Here is a 25167-nt window from a genome sequence, read left to right as displayed (position 1 = left end):
GCCCCGGGGCAAGGTCATGACCGCCGCGGGGTTTGTCGAAGGACGTCGTTTGCAGATGGCGCGGGGTGTGCTGCTGCAATGCATCATGGGCGGATATCCGCCTGCACGTTTTTACGGCAGTGATGATGGCGACCTGGCGCTGGTGCCGGACCCGGCGCACATCCACCACTTGCCCTGGAGCCAACAACCGCGGGCATTGGCCATTTGTGACGCTGATGAACTGACAGGCGAAAGCTCGAAGCTGTCGACCCGTGGCCAACTCAAAGCGGTCATCGCCCGTTATGCGGCCCTCGGTCTGGCGCCAGTGGTGGCGACCGAGCTGGAATTCTTCGTGTTCGCGCCCAATCCCGACCCGACGCAACCGTTCCAGCCGCCACTGGGACTGGACGGTCGACGCGAGGAAGGTCATTCGGCGTTCAGCGTCAGTTCCAATAATGGCTTGCGGCCGTTCTTCAGTGAGGTCTACGCCTGCATGGCGGCTCTCGGCTTGCCCCGTGACACCTTCATGCACGAGATGGGCGTCAGTCAGTTCGAGATCAACTTGCTGCACGGCGATCCTTTGTTGCTGGCCGATCAGACATTCCTGTTCAAGCATCTGCTCAAGGAAGTCGCGCTCAAGCACGGTTTGACCGTGGTGTGCATGGCCAAGCCGCTGGCGCACACGCCGGGCAGTTCGATGCACATTCACCAGAGCATCGTCGAGATCGGCAGCGGGCGTAACGTGTTCAGCGACGAGGCCGGCGAGCCGACGGCGACCTTCCGTCATTTCATCGGTGGCCAGCAGTCCGGCATGGCGGATTTCACCGCGCTGTTTGCGCCGAACGTGAACTCCTATCAGCGCTTGTGCCATCCGTTTGCCTCGCCGAACAACGCCTGCTGGTCCCATGACAATCGTGCCGCCGGATTGCGCATTCCCGCCAGTTCGCCGGCCGCTCGTCGGGTCGAGAACCGCTTGCCGGGGGCCGATGCCAATCCGTACCTGGCGATCGCTGCCAGCCTGGCCGCCGGTTTGTATGGCATCGAAAACCAACTGGAGCCGAGCGAGGCGATCCAGGGCGAATTCGAGGTGCCGGATAATCTTTCGTTGCCGTGTACCTTGCATGCCGCTCTTGAGCGTCTGAAACGTAGCCAATTGGCGAAGGAACTGTTTGGCAAGGAGTTCATCGAAGGCTACGTCGCTTCGAAGACCATGGAATTGACCAGCTTCTTTGATGAAATTACTCCCTGGGAGCGCCGTGTCCTGGCCGCCCAGGCCTGACGACCTGTCGTCTTCGGGCTATCTTTTCGGATAGCCCGTTTCTCACCGCAAGGAGCCGCTCGGAACGCCGATGCGCCAAATCTGGAAACCTTTTCGAGCGCTTTATTTTGCCTCGCTGATGATGTTGATCGGTTCAGGCTTGCTGAGTACGTACCTGGGCTTGCGCCTGGCGGCGGATAACGTCGACAGCCTGTGGGTCGGTGCGTTGATGGCGGCCAACTATTTCGGCCTGGTACTGGGCGGCAAGATCGGTCACCGGCTGATCGCCCGGGTCGGGCATATTCGCGCCTATTCGGCCTGCGCCGGGATTGTCGGCGCGGCGGTGCTGGGCCACGGCCTGGTCGACTGGCTGCCGGCCTGGATTTTCCTGCGGGTGATCGTCGGCCTCGGCATGATGTGCCAGTACATGGTCATCGAAAGCTGGCTCAATGAGCAGGCCGAAGCGTCGCAGCGCGGTACGGTGTTCAGCGGCTACATGATCGCCTCGTATCTGGGGTTGGTACTTGGTCAGTTGATTCTGGTCATGCACCCGGCCCTGGGCCTGGAACTGTTGATGCTGGTCGCGTTGTGCTTCGCGCTGTGCCTGGTGCCGGTGGCACTGACCCGGCGGATTCACCCGGCGCCCTTGCATCCGGCGCCGATGGAACCGCGGTTCTTCATCAAACGGGTGCCGCAGTCGTTGAGCACGGTGCTGGGGGCGGGGCTGATCATTGGCTCCTTCTACGGTCTGGCGCCGCTGTATGCCTCGCAACAAGGGTTATCCACCGAGCAGGTCGGTCTGTTCATGGGTAGCTGCATTTTCGCCGGGCTGCTGGTGCAGTGGCCGTTGGGCTGGCTGTCCGACCGTTATGACCGGGCGTTGCTGATCCGCTGCTTTGCGGTGGTCCTGGCCCTGACCGCGTTGCCGCTGGCCATCATGCAGCAGGTGCCGCTGGAGGTTCTGTTTGTCGCCGGGTTCTTCTGTTCGCTGGTGATGTTCTGCCTGTATCCGCTGGCCGTGGCGTTTTCCAATGACCACGTCGAAGGTGATCGCCGCGTGTCCCTGACCGCGATGTTGCTGGTGACCTACGGCGTTGGCGCCAGTATCGGGCCGTTGGTGGCCGGGGTCCTGATGAAGCTGTTCGGCAGCCACATGTTGTATGCCTTCTTCAGTTTCTTCGCGTTGGTGCTGGTGTGGCGGATTCGCCCGAAAGCGGTCACCAACCTGCACCAGGTCGAAGATGCGCCACTGCATCACGTGGCCATGCCGGACAGCATGTCGAGTTCGCCGCTGGTGGCGTGCCTTGACCCACGGGTCGATGAGCAGGTGGTACAGGATCAGATGCAGAACCCGATCAACCCTGAGCCGGAACCTGAACCTGAACCTGAACCCGAACCGGATCCCGACACCGATCCACCACCCGAAGACCCGGACGCGGGTCGCGAGCAGAGTTTCACCGAAGCCAGGCCTTAAACCGGCGCATAAAAAAACGGGCAGTCACCGCAAGGGACTGCCCGTTTTTGTTGAAGCGCCGTATTACATGTCGTCTTTGTCGAAACGGCGCGCTTCACGCTGAAGCTGATAGACGAACCGTTCGACCTGGCGCTGCACCTGACCGCTCATGTTGTGGAAGCGGATGCCGGCGAAGGTGGTGGAGATTCTTTCTTCGAAGTGCAGGTAACGCAGTTCCACCGGCGCGGTCATGCTGCCGAAGGGCAGGTCGGCGATAAAGCGGTCGTAGACCTGACCCAGTTGCAGCCTGGCGGTGATGTCACCTTCAAAGCGCAGCTTGCAGCCAGTGGCGGAAATGTCGAGCAGCTTGCCTCTGATCGGGAACTTGAGCTTTTCACCGCCCAGTTCGACATCGACCAGTTGCGCCAGCTTCAACGCAGCCCGGAAGGCATTGCGGCGCTGGTGGTAGACCACTTCATCGGGGAGGGTGCCGCGGTAGCAGCGACCACCGGACTCATCGATGGTCAGCGGACCGTTGCTTTCCCACGCGATGCGCACGCCGTCGTGGAAGCCTTCAACACGGAAGGGTTCGCCAGCCAGCAGAAAACGTTCGCCGTCGCGAGGCACCATCTCGTCCAGGGCAATTCGGTTGCCGTCACGGTCGACGTCCACCAGATAGCTCTGGAAGCGCTGGCTGCGTTCGTGGAACGTGATGATCAGCGGGTCATGGCTCTCTTGCAGCTGCCGCAGGTTACCGGCGATCTCCATCGGCGTGGATAGCACCTTGGGTGGCTGCGGAGCATCGTCCGCGTTTAAGGCATTGAACACGGTTCATCATTCTCCAGACAAAATTTGACTGCGACTTGCCAGCATACTGCCAGCATGTGACGCGTCTTGATAGAGCGTGCTCATTAACAGGCTCAAGCCTGACTAAGCGGGCGCGGCTTCGCTAGCATGGAGGTTGATCCGCGGGCATCGTAAAGCGCTGGCGGTTCGCCGCCGGTGAGGATTTTCAGCTGATTGGCCGTGGCGGCCTGCTGGACCAGGATCGACTGGCCATTATTGATGTTGGCCGCCTGGCATTGAGCCAGGAGATCGGTCAGTTTGTCGCTCTGTTCCAGCAACTGATCGCCGATACTCGACTGGCTGGCGAGTTGCTCCAGGCCACTACGATTGATCGGCAGGTTCAGGCTGGCAAGGATTTCGCTGCGCTTGCGGCCATGCTGTTCAAGCAGAATGATCATTGCCTGTTTCTGCGCCAGAATGTCTTCGAGCAGCGGCATGTCGCGACCGTGCAAAGCGATGGATTCGGTTTGCAGTAACTCCAGCAAGTATTGCGCTGGAGCAAAGTCGTCGGTGATCAGTTGCAGTAAATTAGTGTCGTGCATGGCTGGCCTTGGGGTTTAAGCGTCCAAAAGCCTGGCGCAGGCCGTGGCCTAGCGCTGGGCTTCGAAGTTGAGCAGTTTGCTGGCTACACGGTTGCTGTCGACTTTATAGCTGCCATCGGCAATCGCTGCTTTCAACTCGGCCACGCGGGCATTGTCGACGGCAGGCTGATCGCGCAGCTTGTCAGTGACCTTCTGCAACTGTTGAGCCTCATTGCTGAGGTGTACCGATTCCCCGCTTTTGGCGGTACTGGCCTGTTCGGCCGGGGTATTCAGCGGCGCGGATTTGCCGGTTTCGGCAGTTTCCTTCGCGGTGCTGGTACGCGTACTACCGGTAAGTGATGAGGAACTGTTCAAACGGCTGAAATCGATGACCATGATAAAAACCTCTGGGTATTTGGACGCTTGCCATGTTTTCGGCTCTCCCTGCGAAAACTTTAGGCCCATTTATCAATGAGCGTGCATGCGCCAGCGCTTGTCCTGCCTGCGGCACAGTTTAGGGAACAGCCGGGCGGCGCGCCATCTTTCACCCACAGATCGTTCTACATGGCCACTTCCACCTGGCCAGGCGCCATGACTTGCGCCTTGATGACCCGCTGGGAGTTAAGGTTTTTCACTCGAATCTGTTCACGCAAGCCGCCGTTGGACAAGGCTTCGCCCGGCATACGCACACTGAGCGTACCACTGCGGGCGGTGATCACCACTTGATCGCCCTTGCTGATGACCTCGGCCTGTTCGAGATGAACCAGCGTCAGCACCTGATTGGCGACCGTTGGTCGGGTAAGTTTCTGCCCGACAGCCTGGTCCATGGACGTGAAGTAACCCTGGTTGATCTGGCTGATGTCCCGCTCGCGCAACATGACATCGCCAGGCTCGATGACCCCCGCGCGTTTGAGCGGCCGCGTGGTCGTGACAACGTCCCGAAACAGGCGGACTTGAGCGGGCACGAAGACGGTCCAGGGGGATGTGCTGTCGCAGCGGACCTTGACCGTGACCCGTCCGATCGGGGTCGCCGGGCTCTCCAGGGTCGCTGTCAATTCCTTGTCGCACATGGGCATGCGCAGTCGCGGATCGAGCTGGCTGACCTCGATTTCGTAGCGGCCTTCCGTTTGACTGGTGGCCAAATAGTCCTCTACGGTGAATTCAAGAAAGCCCTGAGTGACGCCGATAAGCATGTCAGGCAAGGTAACCGCGTCAGCAAGGGCAGGGCTGCCAGCGTTGAACAGGCAAACGGCCGACATCGCGCAAAGCCATTTGCGGGAAGTTGATGTCAGGCGTCGGAAAAATGTCGGTTCTGTGTTCATAAGAGTTAAAAAGCAAGCGCCGTGCCGTTTAGCAATAAATGTGCGTCGCAACACACTTAAGCGTTGGTGTAGGAGTCTGTGCATGGCTGGTGTAATGGATGCGGTAAACCAGCGCACGCAACTGGTTGGGCAGAATCGCCTTGAGCTGTTGTTGTTCCGTCTTGACGGCCAGCAGCTGTATGGGATCAACGTGTTCAAGGTACGTGAGGTGCTGCAATGCCCCAAGCTGACCCTGATGCCCAAGTCCAGTCCTGTCGTGTGCGGTGTGGCAAATATCCGGGGGGCGACCATTCCGATTCTTGATCTGGCGATGGCGACCGGCTCCGGTGCGCTTAAAGATCAAAGCAACCCGTTCGTGATCATCACGGAGTACAACACCAAGACCCAGGGTTTCCTGGTGCGATCGGTGGAGCGCATCGTCAACATGAACTGGGAGGAGATTCACCCGCCACCCAAGGGCACGGGACGCGATCATTACCTGACGGCTGTGACTCGGGTCGACAATCAGTTAGTCGAAATCATCGACGTCGAGAAAGTGCTGGCGGAAGTGGCGCCGACACCGGAAGCGATTTCGGTCGGCGTAGTGGATGTCGAAACCCAGCACAAGGCGTTGTCATTGCGGGTATTGACGGTCGATGACTCGTCGGTGGCGCGCAAGCAGGTGACCCGTTGCCTGCAGACGGTCGGCGTCGAAGTGGTGGCGTTGAACGACGGCAGGCAAGCGCTGGATTACTTGCGCAAGCTGGTCGATGAGGGCAAGAAGCCGGAAGAAGAGTTCCTGATGATGATTTCCGACATCGAGATGCCGGAAATGGACGGGTACACCCTGACGGCCGAGATCCGAAACGACCCGCGCATGCAAAAGCTTCATATCATCCTGCATACTTCGTTGTCAGGTGTGTTCAATCAGGCGATGGTCAAGAAAGTCGGCGCAGATGACTTCCTTGCCAAATTCCGTCCTGATGACCTGGCATCCCGGGTAGTTGACCGGATCAAAGCAGCAGATATCAGCTAGGGGCCTTCTGCCCCTGGTGGTTAACACGATTTAAGAGGCGGCATCTTTGTCTACGGGTAATTTGGATTTCGAACAGTTCCGGGTATTCCTGGAAAAAGCCTGTGGCATTTTGCTCGGTGAAAACAAGCAGTACCTGGTCTCGAGCCGTCTCAACAAACTGATGGAGCAGCAAGGCATCAAGTCCCTGGGTGAGCTGGTCCAGCGCATCCAGACCCAGCCGCGCAGCGGTTTGCGCGAGATGGTGGTGGATGCCATGACCACCAACGAAACCCTGTGGTTTCGTGACACCTATCCGTTTGAAGTCTTGAAGAACAAGGTGCTGCCCGAAGCGATCAAGGCGGCCCCCGGCCAGCGTCTGCGGATCTGGTCGGCGGCGTGCTCGTCGGGTCAGGAACCGTATTCGCTGTCGATGTCGATCGACGAGTTCGAGCGGGTCAACATGGGCCAGTTGAAGATGGGCGCGCAAATTGTCGCGACCGATCTGTCCGGCACCATGCTCACCAACTGCAAGACCGGCGAGTACGACAGTCTGGCCATCGGTCGTGGTCTGTCGCCCGAGCGTCTTCAGCGTTACTTCGACCCGAAAGGGCCGGGACGCTGGGCCATCAAGGCGCCGATCAAGAGTCGCGTGGAGTTTCGCTCGTTCAACCTGCTGGACAGCTACGCGGCTCTGGGCAAGTTCGACATCGTGTTCTGCCGCAACGTGCTGATCTACTTCTCCGCCGAGGTGAAGAAAGACATCCTGTTGCGTATTCACAGCACGCTCAAGCCGGGCGGCTATCTGTTCCTCGGCGCCTCCGAAGCGCTGAACGGTTTGCCGGATCATTACCAGATGGTCCAGTGCAGCCCGGGGATCATTTACCAGGCGAAGTGATTGGTTGGCAGCATCAAAAAACGGGAGCCCTCAGCGGCTCCCGTTTTTTTTGCCTGCCAATATCTCACCAACACCACATACCCCTGTGGGAGCGGGCTTGCCCGCGATAGCGTCGTATCAGTCGACATCAACGCAACCTGTGACACCTCCATCGCGGGCAAGCCCGCTCCCACAGGTCATAGGGTGTTCTTCTGATTGCGCAAAGCGGCAGAAAAGCGGCAGGCGGCGGAAATCGGTTGCCGCTTTTCTGGCATTGCCGCCTTGCCACTGCCCGCAAAGCCCCGGTTTCCGGGCTTTTTTGAATTGGCACGCGGCTTGCTATGTCTCTGTTACGAAAAATCAGGTCACCCGAAGGTTTCCCGACATGAGCATCAGCTTCGATAAAGCGCTCGGTATCCACGAACAAGCCCTGGGCTTCCGCGCCCAGCGTGCCGAAGTCCTGGCCAACAACATCGCCAACGCCGACACCCCGAACTACAAGGCTCGGGACCTGGAATTCTCCAAAGTGCTCGCCGCACAGAACGAGAAATCCAAGGGCGGCACGTTTGCCTTGAACATGACCAACAACCGCCATATCGAGGCCGAAGGCCTTGGCAATGGCGACGAGTCGCTGATGTATCGCACGCCGATGCAGCCGTCGATCGACCAGAACACCGTGGACGCCCAACTGGAACAGTCGAACTACGCGGAAAACGCCGTGGGCTTCCAGGCCAGCTTCACCCTGCTCAACAGCAAATTCAAAGGGCTGGTGTCAGCCCTGCGCGGAGAGTAATTCATGTCTCTATCCAGTGTTTTCAACATTGCCGGTAGCGGCATGAGCGCCCAGACCACTCGCTTGAACACCGTGGCTTCGAACATCGCCAACGCCGAAACCGTCTCATCGAGCATCGACCAGACCTATCGCGCTCGTCACCCGGTGTTCGCCACCATGTTCCAGGGTGGCCAGAGCGGCGGCAGCGATTCGCTGTTCCAGAACCAGGACGCCGCCGGTCAAGGCGTGCAAGTGCTGGGCGTGGTCGAAGATCAGAGCAACCTTGACGCGCGTTACGAGCCGAACCATCCAGCCGCCGATGCCAAGGGCTACGTCTACTACCCGAACGTCAACGTCGTCGAAGAAATGGCCGACATGATTTCCGCCAGTCGTTCGTTCCAGACCAACGCCGAAATGATGAACACCGCCAAAACCATGATGCAGAAGGTCCTGACCCTCGGTCAGTGATAAGGGGCGACTCAGATGAGTGTTACCGATACCACCAGCGGCGTGAGCATCAAGGACGTCCTGGCCAATTCTTCGGTCAAGACCAATAACACCAGCAGCGACGGTCTGGCCTCGGCGACGAACAGCGCCACCGGCAAGCAGGCGTTGGGCAAGGATGCGTTCCTGCAATTGCTGGTCACCCAGCTGAAGAACCAGAACCCGCTCGAGCCTCAGGACAACGGTGACTTTGTAGCGCAACTGGCACAGTTCAGTAGCCTGGAAGGCATCACCACGCTGAACGATACGGTCAGCGGCATTGCCGGCAACTACAACTCCTCGCAAGCGCTGCAAGCGTCCTCGCTGGTGGGCCGTTCGGTGGTTGCGCAGACCGACACAGCCGTCGTCGATACCTCCAAGAGCTTCAACGGCACGGCGGTGGTACCGGCATCGGTGGATCCGGTCACGATCAAGATCACCGACGCCGATGGCAAAGTGGTCCGCACCCTCGATTTGGGCAGCCAGAAAGCCGGCAACGCCAGCTTCATCTGGGACGGCAAGAACGATGCGGGCGAAGTGGCCAAGGCCGGCACTTACAAATTTGCCGCCACCGCGACTTACGACAGCAAGGCGACCTCGCTGGTGACTTACCTGCCGGCAACCGTCAACAGCGTGACCATCAGCCAGACCGGCGGTGAGTTGATGCTGAACCTGGCAGGCCTGGGCAGTATTGCCCTGTCCAAAGTACAGACCATTGGTATATAGAGCCGACTAACACGGCACAAAGGAGTGGAATATGTCTTTCAATATCGGCCTTAGCGGTCTCTATGCAGCCAACAAACAACTGGACGTGACCGGCAACAACATCGCCAACGTCGCGACCACCGGTTTCAAATCGTCCCGTGCAGAATTCGAAGACGTGTATTCGGCCACCCGCCTGGGTACCGGCAGCAAGACCGTCGGCAACGGCGTGCGTCTGGCCAACGTTGCCCAGCAGTTCGGCCAGGGTGACGTGAACAACACTGGCAACGTGTTGGACATGGGCATCCAGGGCAACGGCTTCTTCATCCTCAGCGACAACGGCTCCCTGAGCTACACCCGTGCCGGTGCGTTCAAGACTGACGCTGAAAACTACGTCGTCGACAACAACGGCAACCGTCTGCAAGGCTATGGCGTTGATGACAACGGCAAGATCATCAACGGCGTGCTGACCGACCTGAAGATCGACACCTCGAGCCTGTCGCCAAAGGCGACCACTCGTGTCGACCAGACCATGAACCTTAACTCTTCGGAAACCCTTCCGACCGTTACGCCGTTCAACCCGGCCGAGCCATTGAGCTATAACAAGCCAATCTCCACGCCGATCTACGACAGCCAGGGTAACCAGCACACTCTGGATCAGTATTACGTAAAAACCGGTACTAACGCGTGGACCGTGTACACCTACGTGGACGGTCGTTCGCCTTCCAATCCGGCCACCGAACCACCGGTGCCAGTGACTGCCACCGTGACCTTCAACTCTGACGGTACCGTCAACACCATGACCGGCAGTGCGGGTTTTGCCGTGACCGGCAAAACCTTCAATCTGACCGGTTGGGTGCCAGGCGTGGTAACCAACGGCAGCGTGACGCCAAAAGTCTGGGGTCCTAATGGTTCGGTTCCGGCCACTGGGGGGGTGAAATTCGACATGACCAAAACCACCTCTTTCAACTCGGCGACTGCTCGTACCCAGCAGTATCAGGACGGCTACGCCACTGGCCAGATCTCCAGCCTGACCATCGACGAAAGCGGCATAATGACCGCCAACTTCAGCAACCAGCAAACCAAGGCTATCGGCCAGGTAGCGGTCGCCAGCTTCGCCAACGAGCAAGGCTTGCAGCCAATCGGTGGTACGCGCTGGAAAGAAACCTTCGCCTCGGGCGTGGCCGGTGTCGATGCACCGAAAACCGGTACGCTGGGTGCGGTAGTGTCCAACTCCCTGGAAGAGTCCAACGTCAACCTGACCAACGAGCTGGTTGATTTGATCAAGGCGCAGAGCAACTACCAGGCAAACGCCAAGACCATCTCTACTCAGAGCACCATCATGCAGACCATCATTCAGATGACCTGATGCTGGATAGCGCTGCATAAGAAGCCCCTCGTGAGAGGGGTTTTTTTTTGTCCTGGTGGAATCAGGATCAAAAGATCGCAGCCTCGTTTCACTCGACAGCTCCTACATGGATCGGGCAAACGCGGAATGCCCCGGTGTACACGCCCCCTGTAGGAGCTGTCGAGTGAAACGAGGCTGCGATCTCTTGATCTTAAAAGGCAGGCAAAAGAAAACCCCCGGCAATCCAGAGGACTGATCGGGGGTCTCCAGGTCAGCGCCTTGCGGCGCTCACCGGCTCAGCTTATTGGCAAGCTTCGCAATCCGGCTCGTCGATGGCGCAAGCCTTCGGCACTGGAGCAGGGCCGGCAGGCGCTGCCAGGACCGAATCTTCACCGTGGTTGCCGCCGCTGGAAACAGCGTTCAGCTTGCCGGTGTTGATGGTCGACTTCTCGGTGCTGGTCGCGGCCAGGGCGCGGAGGTAGTAAGTGGTTTTCAGACCACGGTACCAGGCCATGCGGTAGGTCACGTCCAGCTTCTTGCCCGAAGCGCCAGCGATGTACAGGTTCAGCGACTGAGCCTGGTCGATCCACTTCTGACGACGGCTTGCCGCATCAACGATCCACTTGGTGTCCACTTCGAAGGCAGTCGCGTAGAGCTCTTTGAGTTCTTGCGGGATGCGCTCGATCTGTTGCACCGAACCGTCGTAGTACTTCAGGTCGTTGATCATGACCGAGTCCCACAGACCGCGAGCCTTCAGGTCGCGAACCAGGTACGGGTTGATCACGGTGAATTCGCCCGACAGGTTCGATTTCACGTAGAGGTTCTGGTAGGTCGGTTCGATCGACTGCGAGACGCCAGTGATGTTGGCGATGGTCGCGGTCGGTGCGATGGCCATGATGTTGGAGTTACGAATGCCTTTCTGCACACGGGCACGAACCGGTGCCCAGTCCAGGGATTCGTTCAGGTCAACATCGATGTACTTCTGGCCACGTTGCTCGATCAGGATCTGTTGCGAGTCCAGCGGCAGGATGCCTTTGGACCACAGCGAACCCTGGAACGTCTCGTAGGCGCCGCGCTCGTCGGCCAGGTCGCAGGAAGCCTGGATCGCGTAGTAGCTGACCGCTTCCATCGACTTGTCGGCGAACTCGACGGCCGCGTCGGAACCGTAAGGAATGTGCTGCAGGTACAAAGCGTCCTGGAAGCCCATGATGCCCAGACCAACCGGACGGTGCTTGAAGTTGGAGTTCTTCGCTTGTGGCACCGAGTAGTAGTTGATGTCGATCACGTTATCGAGCATGCGAACGGCGGTGTTCACGGTGCGTTCCAGCTTGGCGGTGTCCAGCTTGCCGTTGACGATGTGGTTCGGCAGGTTGATCGAGCCCAGGTTGCAAACGGCGATCTCGTCCTTGTTGGTGTTCAAGGTGATCTCGGTGCACAGGTTCGAGCTGTGGACCACGCCCACGTGCTGCTGCGGGCTGCGCAGGTTGCACGGGTCTTTGAAGGTCAGCCATGGGTGGCCGGTTTCAAACAGCATGGACAGCATTTTGCGCCACAGGTCTTTGGCCTGGATGGTCTTGAACAGTTTGACCTTGCCTGGGTACTCGGTCAGGGCTTCGTAGTACTCGTAACGCTCTTCGAAGGCCTTGCCGGTCAGGTCGTGCAGGTCCGGTACTTCGGACGGCGAGAACAGGGTCCACTTGCCGTCATCGAAGACGCGCTTCATGAACAGGTCAGGGATCCAGTTGGCGGTGTTCATGTCGTGGGTACGACGACGGTCATCACCGGTGTTCTTACGGAGTTCGATGAACTCTTCGATGTCCATGTGCCAGGTTTCCAGGTAGGCACAGACAGCGCCTTTGCGCTTGCCACCCTGGTTAACGGCAACGGCGGTGTCGTTCACTACTTTCAGGAACGGAACAACGCCCTGGGATTTGCCGTTGGTGCCCTTGATGTACGAACCCAAGGCACGAACCGGGGTCCAGTCGTTGCCCAGGCCGCCGGCGAATTTCGACAACATGGCGTTGTCGTGGATCGCGTGGTAGATGCCCGACAGGTCATCCGGCACGGTGGTCAGGTAGCAGCTCGACAACTGTGGACGCAGGGTGCCGGCGTTGAACAGGGTCGGAGTCGACGACATGTAGTCGAAGGACGACAGCAGGTTGTAGAACTCGATCGCGCGGTCTTCTTTCTGCTTCTCTTCGATCGCCAGGCCCATGGCCACGCGCATGAAGAAGATCTGCGGCAGTTCGAAGCGGATACCGTCCTTGTGGATGAAGTAACGGTCGTACAGGGTTTGCAGGCCCAGGTACGTGAACTGCTGATCGCGCTCGTGGTTGATCGCCTTGCCGAGTTTTTCCAGGTCAAAGGTGGCCAGGATCGGGTTCAGCAATTCGAATTCGATACCTTTCGCGATATAGGCCGGAAGCGCCTTGGCGTACAGGTCGACCATTTCGTGGTGGGTCGCGCTTTCGGCAACTTCCAGGAAGCTCAGGCCTTCGGCACGCAGGGTGTCCATCAGCAGGCGGGCGGTGACGAACGAGTAGTTCGGCTCACGCTCGACCAGGGTACGGGCGGTCATCACCAGGGCGGTGTTGACGTCGGTCAGGGCCACGCCGTCGTACAGGTTTTTCAGGGTTTCGCGCTGGATCAGGTCGCCGTCGACTTCTTCCAGGCCTTCGCACGCTTCGGTGACGATGGTGTTCAGGCGGCCCATGTCCAGAGGAGCAAAGGTGCCATCGGCGCGGGTAATGCGGATCGACGGGTGAGCGTTGACGGCTTCTTCAGCTGGTGCGTGGGCAGCGCGTTCTTTCGAACGACCGTCACGGTAGATCACGTAGTCGCGGGCTACTTTCTGCTCGCCGGCACGCATCAGGGCCAGTTCGACCTGGTCCTGGATTTCTTCGATGTGGATGGTGCCGCCCGACGGCATGCGACGCTTGAAGGTCGCGGTGACTTGTTCGGTCAGGCGGGCAACGGTGTCATGGATTCGCGACGAGGCGGCAGCGGTGCCGCCCTCAACTGCGAGAAACGCTTTGGTGATCGCGACGGTGATCTTGTCATCGGTGTAAGGAACGACAGTGCCGTTACGCTTGATCACGCGCAGTTGGCCAGGCGCGGTGGCGGACAGATCCGAAGTCGAATCAGCGGCCTGCGGCAAGGTGCCCTGCGGGTTCTCGCGAGTTGTGTCGGTTTGCATGGGGGAGTGTCTCCACATTCTCTATGTTTGTTTGAGCACCTTCATGGTGCCCACCGTTCTGTCCTGAAGCACTACAACCGACGGGCGTCGGGCATAACAACTTCGGGACAGTAGGAAAAGGCTAATGATGCCGCTTCCTTGCCGAAGTCTTTGGTCGCGAGCCAGGGCTCGAAACCGGATTCCATTCAGGGTGACAGTAATGACTGCAACACCCGTACCGTTCCGGCTGTTCCGGCCTAAAAAAACGGTGCCATCCGCAGGTGCGGTTTGGGCTTTCAAAATCACGCTTGGTTCAACCGGAAACAGCAATAAAGCGCTTGAGTTTCTGGTCTGAAATGTGGTTGGGCTTTTTAAGTCAAAACCCTACATGTAGGGTTTTTTTGGCGCCGTGCTACAAGATAATGCGTTTTGGAGGGTGTTGCAACGTACTACCTGTGGATAAACCTGTGCGTAAATTGTGTGTGAAAGGTGGAACGGGCGTGTAGGCCGCGACCTAGCTGGAGCGGACTGTTTTCCACTGATTTTCAGCGATCGAAAACAGTCATTCGGATTTTTAAGGGCGCGAACCCTATCACAAAAAACCGGGTTGTCCGAACGCATTTGCCGGCTTGTGTTCTCGGCGTTCGGCGTTTATACAATCGGCCTGTGTGTATGCATTCTTATCCTCCCCAATCATTACAAAAAGACGGGTGGATCCTTCCTTATAAGTGTTGTTGGCAAGCAGAGGTCACCGTGGAGCAAGAAGCCTGGCAGGTATTGATTGTGGAGGACGACCAGCGTCTGGCCGAACTGACCCGCGATTACCTGGAAGCCAATGGCCTGCGCGTATCGATCGAGGGCAACGGCGCCCTGGCCGCAGCCCGCATCATTAATGAAAAGCCGGACCTGGTGATCCTCGACCTGATGCTGCCCGGCGAAGACGGCCTGAGCATCTGCCGCAAGGTCCGCGACAAATATGACGGCCCGATCCTGATGCTCACCGCCCGCACCGACGACACCGACCAGATCCTCGGCCTCGACCTGGGCGCCGACGATTACGTGTGCAAACCGGTGCGTCCACGCCTGCTGCTGGCGCGCATCCAGGCCCTGTTGCGCCGCAGCGAAGCCCCTGAAGTGGCCCCGGAAAAACAACGACGCCTGCAGTTCGGCCCGCTGGTGGTGGACAACGCTTTGCGCGAGGCCTGGCTGAATGACAACGGCATCGAACTGACCAGCGCCGAATTTGACCTGCTGTGGCTGCTGGTGGCCAACGCCGGGCGCATCCTGTCCCGGGAAGAGATTTTCACCGCGCTGCGCGGCATCGGCTATGACGGCCAGGACCGCTCCATCGACGTGCGCATCTCGCGCATCCGCCCGAAAATCGGTGACGATCCGGAGCATCCGCGACTGATCAAAACCATCCGCAGCAAGGGTTATCTGTTCGTTCCGGAAGCCTGCACCCTGTGAACTCGATCTTCCTGCGCATCTACGGCGGCATGTGCGCGGCGCTGATTCTGGTCGCGGTGCTCGGCGTACTGGCTTTGCACCTGCTCAATCAGGTGCGCAGCGAACAATATCGCGAGCGCCTGGCCCACGGCACCTTTTCGCTGATGGCCGACAACCTCAATCCGATGAACGAAACCGAGCGCCACCGAGCCTTGCTGGTGTGGGAACGTTTGCTCGGGATTCCCTTGGCGCTGAAGACCTTTGCCCAGACCGACCTCGACCTGACGCAGCGCACCCGCGTGCTGCGCGGTCAGGCGCTGGTGGAACAGACCGGCCCGCATGCGGCGAAGGTGTATCGACTGGTCAGCGACAGGGAACAGTTGGTGCTCACCGGAGAGGTTCAACAGATCAGCGAGCAACTGGCGCGAGCGACTATCTACCTGCTGGCCGACGAATTGGTGCGCGTGCCGGTGGCCGAGCAGCCCAAGCGCCTGGCGCAACTGAAACAAGACAAGGGCTTCGGTTTCGACTTGCGGCTGGTTACCGTCGACCAGGCGGACATGGACGAAGACCAGAGCCGCCGAATCTCTGAAGGCGACACGGTGATGGCGCTGGGCAAGGGCGGCGACTCGATCCGCGTGTTTGCCGGCATGGTCGGCACGCCGTGGGTTTTGGAAATCGGCCCGCTGTATCAGATGAATCCGTATCCACCGGAATGGCTGGTGCTGATCGCGGCCCTCGGTTTGAGCCTGATCGGTTTGATCGTCTATCTATTGGTGCGACAACTTGAGCGCCGCTTGCGTGGCCTCGAAGCCGCCGCCACGCGCATCGCCAAGGGCAGCCTGGAAACTCGCGTGCCGGCGCGCGGCGCGGACTCGGTGGGACGGCTGGCTTCAGCGTTCAATGGCATGGCCGAGCACTTGCAACAGTTGCTGGCGATCCAGCGTGAACTGGTGCGCGCTGTGTCTCACGAATTGCGCACCCCGGTGGCACGCCTGCGTTTTGGCCTGGAGATGATCGGCTCGGCCACCACGCCACAGGCGCTGGAGAAATACCGCGAAGGCATGGATCACGACATCGAGGACCTCGACAAGCTCGTCGACGAGATGCTGACCTATGCGCGGCTGGAGCAGGGTTCTCCGGCGCTGAATTTCCAGCGGATCGATCTGGATGCGTTGGTCAATCAGGTGATCGAAGAACTGGCGCCGTTACGCGCTGACGTCACCGTGCAGCGCGGTTTGTGTTTGTCGGCTGCCGATTGCGACGACGCCTGGGTCGAGGCCGAACCGCGCTATTTACACCGGGCTATCCAGAACCTGGTGAGCAACGCCATGCGCCATGCCTCGTCGCGGGTGACCGTCAGTTATCAGGTGGGGCAGCAGCGTTGCCGGGTGGACATCGAAGATGACGGACCGGGCGTGCCGGAGTCGGCGTGGGAGAAAATCTTCACGCCGTTCCTGCGTCTGGATGACAGCCGTACCCGCGCGTCGGGTGGGCATGGGCTGGGGTTGTCGATCGTGCGGCGGATTATCCACTGGCATGACGGGCGAGCGTTGATCAGCAAGAGCAAGAGTCTGGGCGGGGCGTGTTTCAGCCTGAGTTGGCCGCGGAATCAGGAGAGGCGGTGAGATCTCGGTTGTCTGGGCTGGCCTCATCGCGAGCAGGCTCGCTCCCACAGGGATTTTCGGTGTGACATAGATCCAGTGTGGGAGCGAGCCTGCTCGCGATGAGGCCCTTCAATACACCGCAAATCCTCAGGCCTTGATACTGACCAGACTCAACAACTGCCCATCCACTACCGCAAACTGCGCATCCAGCTCAGTGCCATTGCGCCACTCACTGGACAGGTCGGTCAGCAATCGCAGCCGCACTTCACCCGTCTCGGTCCATTCCAGCACTTCAGCATGCTCAAAATAAAACCGCTGCCGAACAATCGGATACAGCGCCTTGAACAAACTCTCCTTCACCGAAAACGTCAACGTCACCCACATCGCCAACTGATCACGGGGGCCTGCGGCCATGCGTTGCAACTCCGCCGGGGTGAGGATTTCCCCGGCCAGGCGCTCGGCCCGTTCGGGGTTGAGCAGGTTTTCCAGGTCCATCCCCAACCCGCGCCAGTGGGTCTTATTGGCCACAATCGCCGCAGCCCGGCCGGTGCTGTGGGTGATCGAGCCAGTGATGTGCGCGGGCCACACCGGCGCGCGGTCTTCACCGATGGCCGGGCTGAAACTCAACCCTTCCAACTGCTGCAACGCCGCCCGGGCGCAAACCCGACCGGCCAGAAACTCAGCCTGACGCTTGGCCACCGAACGCTGGATGCTCGCCGGCGGCTCGATGGCGCTGCGCTGGAAATCATCGCTGGCCAGTTGCGAGGTGTCGAAGTGCGTGCTCAACAGCACCGTATCGGGCAGCACAAACGGCAGCGGCCAATGGGCATCGAGCGGGGTGCAGCAGATGGGTAGGGCGGGGACGGGATTCATGGCGGGCATTTTGCCGGGTTGCTCTCAGGCTGGGTAGTGGCAACCGCGTTTGTGGCGAGGGAGCTTGCTCCCGCTCGGCTGCGCAGCAGTCGTAAACCCGGCAATCGCGGTGCCCCTGCTGAAATGCGGTTGCAGGTTTTGGGGCGGCTTTGCCACCCAACGGGGATAAATCCCCTCACCACAAAAGCCCCTAGCCATAGGGGCTACCTTTTCAGCCAAAAAATCTTCTTGAAGAACGCCTGCATATCCGCCCAGGACTTTTCATCCGCCGCCTTGCTGTACCCGATATCCGGCCCGCCATGATCGCCATGGCCCAACCGATCCGCATCCGGATTACTGAACCCATGCTTGGCACCCTCCAGGTTGACGAACTGATAGTCAGCCCCGGCCTTGTCCATCTCGGCCTTGAACGCCGCGACGTTATCCGCCGTCACCATGCTGTCCAGTGCCCCGTGCTCCACCAGAATCTTCGCCTTCACACTGCCCGGTGTTGCAGGCGTTTTTGTCGCCAGCGCCCCGTGGAAACTCACCACGCCCGCCAACGGCACACCCTGACGGGCCGCATTCAGCACCACGGCACCACCGAAGCAGTAACCGATGGCGGCGACTTTATCCGGATTGGTCTGTGGCTGTTTCTTCAGCAAATCGAGCCCGGCCTGGAAGCGGGCGCTGGACGCGGCACTGTCCTTCAACGCCGCTTGCATGAAGGCCATGGCGTCCTTGGGATGCTCGGTGTTCTTGCCATCGCCATACATGTCGATGGCCAGGGCGCTGTAACCCAGGCCGGCCAGATCGCGGGCGCGGCGCTTGGTGTAATCGTTGAGGCCCCACCATTCGTGCACCACGACCACGCCCGGACGTTGACCTTTAATAGCATCGTCGTAAGCGTAATAGCCGATCAGCTGGGTGCCGTCGGGGCTCTGATAGGGGATTTCCTGAGTCTTGATCGCGGCTTGGCCGAGCCCGCTCAAGGCCAGTAAGACGAGGGCGAGGAAAACGCGCATGGTCGGATGCTCCTGCATAAAAGTCATTAAAACAGTCGGGTGGAGTTGGTTCAGCTCAGGTTCAGAGTGCGTTCAGGGGGAGTTCAGGGCGGGGTGAGTAACCTTGCCCCGTACCCAAAAAGCAAATAGCGCATGAGGAAATTCCCCAATGACTCACTTCAAAAAACTGCTTCTGGCTTTCACCGTCATGGGCGCGAGCACCGCAGCTTTCGCCTCCAACGATAATTTCGCCAGCCTTACTCTTGGACAGACCAGCGACAAGGTCAAAAAGTCCCACGCCCTGAACGACAACCTCAACCACCCGAACGCCGACGGCGTGATCGGCAAGGACACCACTTGGGGTGTGCGTCTGGGCCAGCAAAACAGCCAGGCTCGTTACTATGCCACTTACGATAACGTGTCGGGCTCGCACAATGGCATTAAACTGCGTCAGGAAAACCTGTTGGGCAGTTACGATCTGTTCTACCCGGTGGGCGGCAGCACCAAATTGTTCGGTGGTGCCACGGCCGGTCTGACCAAAATGACCCAGGAGTCCCCGGGTTTCAGCCGCGACAGCAACATCGGTTACGCCATTGGCGGCCAGGTCGGCGTATTGCAGCAAGTGTCGCAAAACACCTCGGTCGAGATGGGTTACCGTTACCTGCGCAGCAACGCCAGCACCGAAATGAGCGAGCGCGGCGGCAGCAAACAGGGTTCGCTGGACCTGACCAGCAGCGCCCAGACCTACCTGTCGGCCAACTACGCTTTCTGATAAAGGGATGCGCGAATGCCAGATAGTTAAGCGCAATCCCTGTGGGAGCGGGCTTGCCCGCGATAGCGGCGGCACATTCACTATTAATGTGTCAGCCAGATCGCTATCGCGGGCAAGCCCGCTCCCACAGGTTCTGCGCTATGACTGAAAGCTGTGCTGCTGGAGAAAACGATTTGCCTAGGAGAGCGTTATGAAACTGCTGGTCGTCGAAGATGAAGCGCTGTTGCGCCATCACCTGCAAACCCGCCTGACGGACAGCGGCCACGTGGTCGAGTCCGTGGCCAACGCCGAAGAGGCGCTGTACCAGACCGAGCAGTTCAACCACGACCTGGCGGTGATCGACCTCGGCCTGCCGGGCATGAGCGGGCTCGACCTGATCCGCCAACTGCGCTCGCGCGGCAAGACCTTCCCGATCCTGATCCTCACCGCGCGCGGAAACTGGCAGGACAAGGTCGAAGGCCTTGCCGCCGGCGCCGACGATTACGTGGTCAAGCCGTTCCAGTTCGAAGAACTCGACGCACGCCTTAATGCCTTGCTGCGCCGCTCCAGCGGCTTCACCCAGTCGACCATCGTCGCCGGGCCGCTGCTGCTGGACCTCAATCGCAAACAGGCGTCCCTCGATGAACAACCGCTGGCGCTGACCGCCTACGAGTACCGAATCCTCGAGTACCTGATGCGCCATCACCAGCAAGTGGTGGCCAAGGACCGCTTGATGGAGCAGCTCTACCCGGACGACGACGAGCGCGATCCGAACGTCATCGAAGTGCTGGTCGGCCGTCTGCGCCGCAAACTCGAAGGCCCGGCAGGTTTCAAACCGATCGACACCGTGCGTGGCCTCGGCTACCTGTTCAATGAGCGCTGCAGTTGATTCGCTCCCTTCGTGTCCGCTTGATGCTTGCCGCCGCCACCCTGGCGGTGTTGTTTATGCTGGCGTTGCTGCCAGCGATGCAGGGCGCGTTCAGCCTGGCGTTGCAGGATTCCATCGAGCAACGCCTGGCGTCGGACGTAAACACGTTGATTTCCGCAGCGCGGATCGAAAACAACGCCCTGCAGATGCCGGCGCAGTTGCCCGATGAGCGCTTCAACCTGACTGACAGCCGCTTGCTCGGCTACATCTATGACCGCGAAGGTCATTTGGTCTGGCGCTCGAAGGCCACCGGCGAAGAGAAGATCAACTACAAACCGCGTTACGACGGACGCGGCAATGAGTTCGCGCGCATTAGCGAGGCCGACGGTCAGGAATTCTTCGTCTACGACGTCGAAGTCAAACTGCTCGGCGGCAAAAGCGCGGCGTTCAGCATCGTCGCCCTGCAACCGGTGCACGAATACGAAGTCACCCTCGAAGGCCTGCGCGAAAACCTCTACCTCGGTTTCGGCGCCGCGTTGCTGGTGCTGCTGGCGTTGCTGTGGATTGGCCTGACCTGGGGTCTGCAAGCCTTGCGGCGGCTCAGTCAGGAACTCGATGAAATCGAAAGCGGTGCCCGCGAAAGCCTCAGCGAACAACACCCGCGCGAGCTGCTGCGCCTGACCGGCTCCCTCAACCGCTTGCTGCACAGCGAACGCGAACAGCGCAGCCGCTACCGCGATTCCCTCGACGACCTCGCCCACAGCCTGAAAACCCCGCTGACCGTGCTGCAAGGTGTCAGCGAAGACATGGCCCAACGCCCGGAAGACCGCGATCAGGCCTGGGTGCTGCAAACCCAGATCGAACGCATGAGCCAGCAGATCGGCTATCAACTGCAACGCGCCAGCCTGCGCAAAAGCGGCTTGGTGCGCCACCAAGTGCGCCTGCAACCGGTGCTGCAAAGCCTGTGCGACACGCTGGACAAGGTCTACCGCGACAAACGCGTGCGCGTCGCTTTCGATTTGCCGGATCAGTGCTACGTGCCGATCGAGCAAGGCGCGCTGTTGGAAATGATGGGCAACCTGCTGGAAAACGCCTATCGGCTGTGCCTGAGCGAAGTGCGCATCAGCGTGCGCGAAACCCTGAGCGGCGTTGAGCTGTGCGTTGAAGATGACGGGCCGGGCGTTCCGCCGGATCAGCGCGCGCGGATTCTGCAAAGGGGCGAGCGGCTGGATCGCCAGCATCCGGGGCAGGGGATCGGGTTGGCGGTGGTGAAGGACATTATCGAGAGCTACAGCGCGAAGCTGACGCTCGGGGATTCGCCGATGGGCGGGGCGGCGTTCCGGATTCATTTTCCGGTGGTTTGATCCGGTATTTGATGGTGTTCTTGCGGGCTTCATCGCGGGCAAGCCCGCTCCCACAGGGGGATATGTCGTCCACAAATTTTGTGTTCAGACTCGAAACCTGTGGGAGCGGGCTTGCCCGCGATGAGGTCGGCCCATTCACTACAAAGCGTGCAGGCAAGGTCAATAAACAGCGCTGTTTAAAAGACATCTCCAGACACTCACTCAGGCTACACATCCTTGCGCCGCTGCCTACGACTACGCCAGAATCCGCCGGCTTGTGCGTCTGGGGCGTGGGTTTTATTGTTTCCGGGTCGCTGACGAATCAGCGATCGGGTTTAGCGATCCGATCCTCTACACAGACGCAAAAGCGCCCAAGTTGTGATTGCAGTTTTCAGTGCCTGCAATTCGCGTAATGGTGGCTGTGCGTGGGAGACCTTCGGGTCTACCCGGGGTTTCTGTGTCCCGGATCGCTAACCTGCGTACAGCCGCCACCTTTACTTGTTTAGCGATAGGTCGTGGCGGCTCAACCAACCACGGAGCTTCACATGTTCAAAATTACGCCCAACCCACCCGAAACCGACGACGTTTCGCCGTACGATTCCACCGACCCCAAAAAACTCAACGAAGCCGCCGACCGCGCCCTCGATTACTACCTCAAACCAGCCATTCCCCAAGACACCCCGCGCAAACCCAGCACCATTTATCTCGTGGCCCCTGATACCGATGACGAAACCCTGCTGGTTAACGCCTGTGAATCCATGGCGTCGGCGAGCGTGATGCTGAGTAATTTCGCGGGGTTGATGGAAGGGCCGCATCGCAACACCGTGCTGGGGATTCAGCAGGTGGTGATGCTTGGGGAGTTGGCGGTGAATCGGATGCTGGATCGGCTTGATCCGCCTTAGTCGTTTGGTCAGGTAGACCGCGTCCTCGTTCTTCGCGAGCAAGCTGAACTGGCCTAATAATTCCGGACACCTCTTAAGGGCGATATGATTTCGCCAATTTGGAGGTTCCATGAAAGAAAGAAGAGTCTTTTCCCGCGAGTTCAAACACCGTGCGGCCAGCATGGTGATTGATGATCATTGTTCGGTACAGGAAGTCTGCGCCTCGCTGGACATCAGTGCCACCGCGTTACGGCGCTGGGTAGATCAGGTTCGCAAGGAACACAAGGGGGAGCCGATTCAAGGCACCAAGGCCATTACCGAGGATCAGCGCCAGATTCAGGACTTGAAAGCTAAGATCAAGCGCATGGAAATGGAAGCCGATATCTTAAAAAAGGCTACCGCTCTCTTGATGTCGGACCCCGATCGTTTTCGATGATCGCGGAGCTAAGAGAGTCATTTCCGACCGCCACCCTGTGTCGCGTTTTCGATGTGAAGCGCAGCAGCTTTTATGAATGGATGCAGCGGCGTGCCAGACCAAGGATCAGGCGCGAAGAGCTCAAAGGGAAAGTGGTTGAGTTGCACAGCGAAAGCCGCGAAGCCATGGGGTCCAGAACGATTAGCAAAAATCTGAAGGCCCAAAACATAGCGGTCGGCAGAAGCCTTGTTCAGGCGCTGATGAGAGAGGCCAACATTGTCAGTAAGCAACGCCAGCCTCACCCGTTCAGGTCCAAAGGAGTGGAAGCATTTGTCGCGCCCAATCTGCTTAAGCGCAATTTCAAGCCGGCGGCGGTCAATCAAGTCTGGTGTGGCGACGTTACAAGCTTGATGGTGGGTAAGCGCTGGGTTCATCTGGCCGTCGTGATCGACCTGTTTGCGCGCCGAGTGATCGGTTGGGCGTTTTCCCTGATCAATGATGCCAACCTGGTCAGCAAGGCGCTGCGCATGGCCACAGAGCTTCGAACGTGCTCACCTGGATTGATGTTTCATTCGGATCAAGGTTGTCAGTACACCAGTCGCAAGTTTCAAGAGGAGCTGATGCGCCATGGCATTTTGCAAAGCATGAGCCATCGTGGTCAGTGCTGGGACAATGCGCCAACAGAGCGGTTTTTCGGCACCCTGAAGTCAGAATGGGTGCCTCGCGGCGGCTATGGCACGAGCGAGGAAGCACAAACCGACATGGTCCGCTTCTTCATGTACTACAACCGCACCCGGCTACACAGCTACAACAACTACCTGTCGCCCATAGCTATGGAGCAAAAAGCGGCATAAGCACCGTAAACGGTGTCCGGATTTACTTGACCAGTTCAAGCCCGCTCCCACAGGGGGCTTCGGTGACCACAGAATTTGTGGATACCCGAGATCAAAGGTGGGGGCTTGCTCGCGAAGGGGCCGGTCAGTTCAACCGAAAATTCAATTCTCTTGCGCGCGATAGGCCCCCGGCGTCAGCCCCGTCCACTTCTTGAACGCCCGGTGAAACGCCGAAGGCTCGGAAAACCCCAGCTGCTCGGCAATCTGTTGCAACGACAGATCCGCCCGCCCCAGGTGATAAATCGCAATGTCCCGGCGCAACTGATCCTTCAACTCCTGGAAACTCGACCCTTCTTCACGCAAGTGTCGGCGCAAGGTCTGCGGGCTGATGTGCAGGTGAGCGGCGACGGCCTCAAGATCCGGCCAGCGTGAACTGTCGCGACTGAGCAAGCGGCGTAACTGGCTGCTCAAACTGTCGCCATCATCCGGGCGCGAGAGCAGGTCGGCGGGGGAGTGTTGGAGGAAATGCTTGAGGGTGCGTTCGTCCTGCAACAACGGCATGTTCAGGTAGCGGCTGTGAAACAGCAGGCTGCTCTGCGCCGAGGAAAACACCATGGGGCAGGGGAACAGCAGGTCGTATTCGGCACCGTGTTCGGGCCTTGGGTAGCTGAACGTCGCCTGCTCCAGCCGAATGCGCTGGCCGATCAGCCAGCTGCCGAGGCGATGCCACACCATCAACTGGCTTTCGGTGAGGAAATGGTCCGGGTCGTGGAATTTCGAATCATCGAGACTCAGACGGATCATTTCGTCCTCGCGGGTCAGAGTCAGGCTCGGACCGTCGGGGAACAGGCTATAGAACAACAGGCCGCGATGCAGGGCCTTATCGAGGTTGCGGCAGTGGATCACGGCGTGGCACATCATCGCGAAGGTGCCGGTTTTACTCGGCGTCGGTCCGAAGCCCAGGTACTCGTCGTCGAGGGCCAGCCACAAACCCTGGATCAATCGCGTGAACTGCTCCGGCGCAATCCGCGCGCGCGGCTCTTCGAGCAATTCGGGGCTGATCCCCAATTGCTGCAACAGCTCTGAATAGTCATAACCCAACCGGCGCGCGCCACCAAGGACGGCACGGGCGAAATGACTGGCGATGGTGCGTTCACGCATAGCAGGCAGGTCCGACCCATTGATCGACGGATGGTAGCTGTCGCTCCTGATGATGAACAGGCGGATATCCGCCAAATTGTAGGACGAGGTCGGATCGATGGGCGGAAATCCGCCACATTGCTATTGCCGGTCAGTGACAGGTTGAACCTGTAACCCTTGATGTCATAAGGCTTGCAGGCATTTTTTGAAACGTGGCACGGGCCTTGCGATACAGCAAGCAGATGCCTGCCGTTGTGCAGCTCGACAAAACAAATCCCTCCAGTGCAGGAGGGTTCGCAA

At 59.3% G+C, this 25167-nt stretch carries 24 protein-coding genes; 16 read left to right on the top strand and 8 right to left on the bottom strand.

Going from position 1 to position 25167, the window contains the following annotated elements; all coding sequences use genetic code 11:
- The first annotated feature begins 16 nt into the window (after window positions 1-16).
- Together ACA060_RS21560 and ACA060_RS21555 are read left to right on the top strand one after the other, a co-directional pair.
- Window positions 17-1258, top strand: a complete 1242-nt coding sequence (locus ACA060_RS21560; protein WP_497318328.1) for a glutamine synthetase family protein — start codon at window positions 17-19, stop codon at window positions 1256-1258.
- A 70-nt stretch (window positions 1259-1328) separates the two neighbouring features.
- Window positions 1329-2711 carry an MFS transporter gene (locus ACA060_RS21555; protein ID WP_497313068.1) on the top strand — a complete coding sequence of 461 codons (1383 nt, stop codon included), beginning with the start codon at window positions 1329-1331 and terminating at the stop codon, window positions 2709-2711.
- A gap of 63 nt (window positions 2712-2774) precedes the next feature.
- Here ACA060_RS21555 and ACA060_RS21550 read toward each other — a convergent pair whose 3' ends face one another.
- The 4 genes from ACA060_RS21550 to flgA form a co-directional block, all read right to left on the bottom strand.
- A complete protein-coding gene (locus ACA060_RS21550) occupies window positions 2775-3518 on the bottom strand; it encodes a flagellar brake protein (RefSeq protein WP_497313066.1) in 744 nt (247 codons plus the stop codon).
- 92 nt (window positions 3519-3610) lie between these two features.
- On the bottom strand, window positions 3611-4078 hold the full coding sequence (locus ACA060_RS21545; protein ID WP_497313064.1) for a flagella synthesis protein FlgN: 468 nt from the start codon (window positions 4076-4078) through the stop codon (window positions 3611-3613).
- Window positions 4079-4126: 48 nt separating this feature from the next.
- The gene (gene flgM, locus ACA060_RS21540; RefSeq protein ID WP_109633993.1) at window positions 4127-4453 is read right to left on the bottom strand and encodes a flagellar biosynthesis anti-sigma factor FlgM; all 327 of its coding nucleotides are present in this window, start codon (window positions 4451-4453) and stop codon (window positions 4127-4129) included.
- 164 nt (window positions 4454-4617) lie between these two features.
- On the bottom strand, window positions 4618-5379 hold the full coding sequence (gene flgA, locus ACA060_RS21535) for a flagellar basal body P-ring formation chaperone FlgA (protein ID WP_497313062.1): 762 nt from the start codon (window positions 5377-5379) through the stop codon (window positions 4618-4620).
- 82 nt (window positions 5380-5461) lie between these two features.
- On the opposite strand from flgA, the gene ACA060_RS21530 reads away from it, so the two are divergent.
- The 6 genes from ACA060_RS21530 to flgE all read left to right on the top strand — a co-directional run bounded on the left by ACA060_RS21530 (window position 5462) and on the right by flgE (window position 10573).
- Window positions 5462-6394 (top strand): chemotaxis protein CheV, encoded by a 933-nt coding sequence (locus ACA060_RS21530; RefSeq protein WP_403106493.1) that lies wholly within the window; start codon window positions 5462-5464, stop codon window positions 6392-6394.
- A 46-nt stretch (window positions 6395-6440) separates the two neighbouring features.
- On the top strand, window positions 6441-7268 hold the full coding sequence (cheR, locus tag ACA060_RS21525) for a protein-glutamate O-methyltransferase CheR (protein WP_010457158.1): 828 nt from the start codon (window positions 6441-6443) through the stop codon (window positions 7266-7268).
- A 364-nt stretch (window positions 7269-7632) separates the two neighbouring features.
- On the top strand, window positions 7633-8040 hold the full coding sequence (gene flgB / locus ACA060_RS21520) for a flagellar basal body rod protein FlgB (protein WP_109633987.1): 408 nt from the start codon (window positions 7633-7635) through the stop codon (window positions 8038-8040).
- 3 nt (window positions 8041-8043) lie between these two features.
- Window positions 8044-8487, top strand: a complete 444-nt coding sequence (gene flgC, locus ACA060_RS21515; protein WP_010457154.1) for a flagellar basal body rod protein FlgC — start codon at window positions 8044-8046, stop codon at window positions 8485-8487.
- Between the two features lie 15 nt (window positions 8488-8502).
- Window positions 8503-9228: a flagellar hook assembly protein FlgD gene (gene flgD / locus ACA060_RS21510; RefSeq protein ID WP_497313060.1), complete on the top strand. Its 726-nt coding sequence runs from the start codon at window positions 8503-8505 to the stop codon at window positions 9226-9228.
- Between the two features lie 31 nt (window positions 9229-9259).
- Window positions 9260-10573 (top strand): flagellar hook protein FlgE, encoded by a 1314-nt coding sequence (flgE, locus tag ACA060_RS21505; RefSeq protein ID WP_497313058.1) that lies wholly within the window; start codon window positions 9260-9262, stop codon window positions 10571-10573.
- Between the two features lie 280 nt (window positions 10574-10853).
- On the opposite strand, the gene ACA060_RS21500 is transcribed toward flgE, so the two are convergent.
- Window positions 10854-13748, bottom strand: a complete 2895-nt coding sequence (locus ACA060_RS21500) for a ribonucleoside-diphosphate reductase subunit alpha (protein WP_109633979.1) — start codon at window positions 13746-13748, stop codon at window positions 10854-10856.
- A gap of 732 nt (window positions 13749-14480) precedes the next feature.
- On the opposite strand from ACA060_RS21500, the gene ACA060_RS21495 reads away from it, so the two are divergent.
- Both ACA060_RS21495 and ACA060_RS21490 read left to right on the top strand, forming a co-directional pair.
- Complete coding sequence (locus tag ACA060_RS21495) at window positions 14481-15194, top strand: response regulator (protein ID WP_109633978.1); 714 nt, start codon at window positions 14481-14483, stop codon at window positions 15192-15194.
- Window positions 15191-16801, top strand: a complete 1611-nt coding sequence (locus tag ACA060_RS21490) for an ATP-binding protein (protein WP_497313055.1) — start codon at window positions 15191-15193, stop codon at window positions 16799-16801. Before ACA060_RS21495 ends, ACA060_RS21490 begins: the two co-directional genes overlap by 4 nt.
- 126 nt (window positions 16802-16927) lie before the next feature.
- On the opposite strand, the gene ACA060_RS21485 is transcribed toward ACA060_RS21490, so the two are convergent.
- Both ACA060_RS21485 and ACA060_RS21480 read right to left on the bottom strand, forming a co-directional pair.
- Window positions 16928-17653, bottom strand: a complete 726-nt coding sequence (locus ACA060_RS21485) for a 4'-phosphopantetheinyl transferase family protein (protein WP_218277766.1) — start codon at window positions 17651-17653, stop codon at window positions 16928-16930.
- Between the two features lie 203 nt (window positions 17654-17856).
- The gene (locus ACA060_RS21480; RefSeq protein WP_497313053.1) at window positions 17857-18657 is read right to left on the bottom strand and encodes a dienelactone hydrolase family protein; all 801 of its coding nucleotides are present in this window, start codon (window positions 18655-18657) and stop codon (window positions 17857-17859) included.
- 148 nt (window positions 18658-18805) lie between these two features.
- Between ACA060_RS21480 and ACA060_RS21475 the strand changes: the two genes are divergently transcribed.
- The 6 genes from ACA060_RS21475 (at window position 18806) to ACA060_RS21450 (ending at window position 23748) form a co-directional block, all read left to right on the top strand.
- A complete protein-coding gene (locus tag ACA060_RS21475) occupies window positions 18806-19408 on the top strand; it encodes a hypothetical protein (protein ID WP_497313051.1) in 603 nt (200 codons plus the stop codon).
- Between the two features lie 190 nt (window positions 19409-19598).
- Window positions 19599-20276, top strand: coding sequence for a response regulator transcription factor (locus tag ACA060_RS21470; RefSeq protein ID WP_109633969.1), 678 nt, complete (start codon window positions 19599-19601; stop codon window positions 20274-20276).
- The gene (locus tag ACA060_RS21465; RefSeq protein ID WP_109633967.1) at window positions 20273-21619 is read left to right on the top strand and encodes an ATP-binding protein; all 1347 of its coding nucleotides are present in this window, start codon (window positions 20273-20275) and stop codon (window positions 21617-21619) included. The genes ACA060_RS21470 and ACA060_RS21465 overlap by 4 nt, the downstream gene beginning before the upstream one ends.
- 524 nt (window positions 21620-22143) lie before the next feature.
- Entirely contained in the window at window positions 22144-22500 is a 357-nt protein-coding gene (locus ACA060_RS21460) for a DUF6124 family protein (RefSeq protein WP_497313048.1), read from the top strand.
- Window positions 22501-22609: 109 nt separating this feature from the next.
- Complete coding sequence (locus ACA060_RS21455) at window positions 22610-22915, top strand: transposase (RefSeq protein ID WP_497313046.1); 306 nt, start codon at window positions 22610-22612, stop codon at window positions 22913-22915.
- Window positions 22912-23748 carry an IS3 family transposase gene (locus ACA060_RS21450; protein WP_497313044.1) on the top strand — a complete coding sequence of 279 codons (837 nt, stop codon included), beginning with the start codon at window positions 22912-22914 and terminating at the stop codon, window positions 23746-23748. Before ACA060_RS21455 ends, ACA060_RS21450 begins: the two co-directional genes overlap by 4 nt.
- Window positions 23749-23889: 141 nt before the next feature.
- Here the strand turns inward: ACA060_RS21450 and ACA060_RS21445 are convergent, their stop codons facing one another.
- Window positions 23890-24888, bottom strand: coding sequence for an AraC family transcriptional regulator (locus ACA060_RS21445; RefSeq protein ID WP_109633963.1), 999 nt, complete (start codon window positions 24886-24888; stop codon window positions 23890-23892).
- Window positions 24889-25167: the final 279 nt, after the last annotated feature.

Source organism: Pseudomonas sp. LBUM1671 (assembly GCF_059695685.1).
Note: the sequence above shows the minus strand (reverse complement) of the source record. Positions and strands in the feature narration are given on the sequence as shown.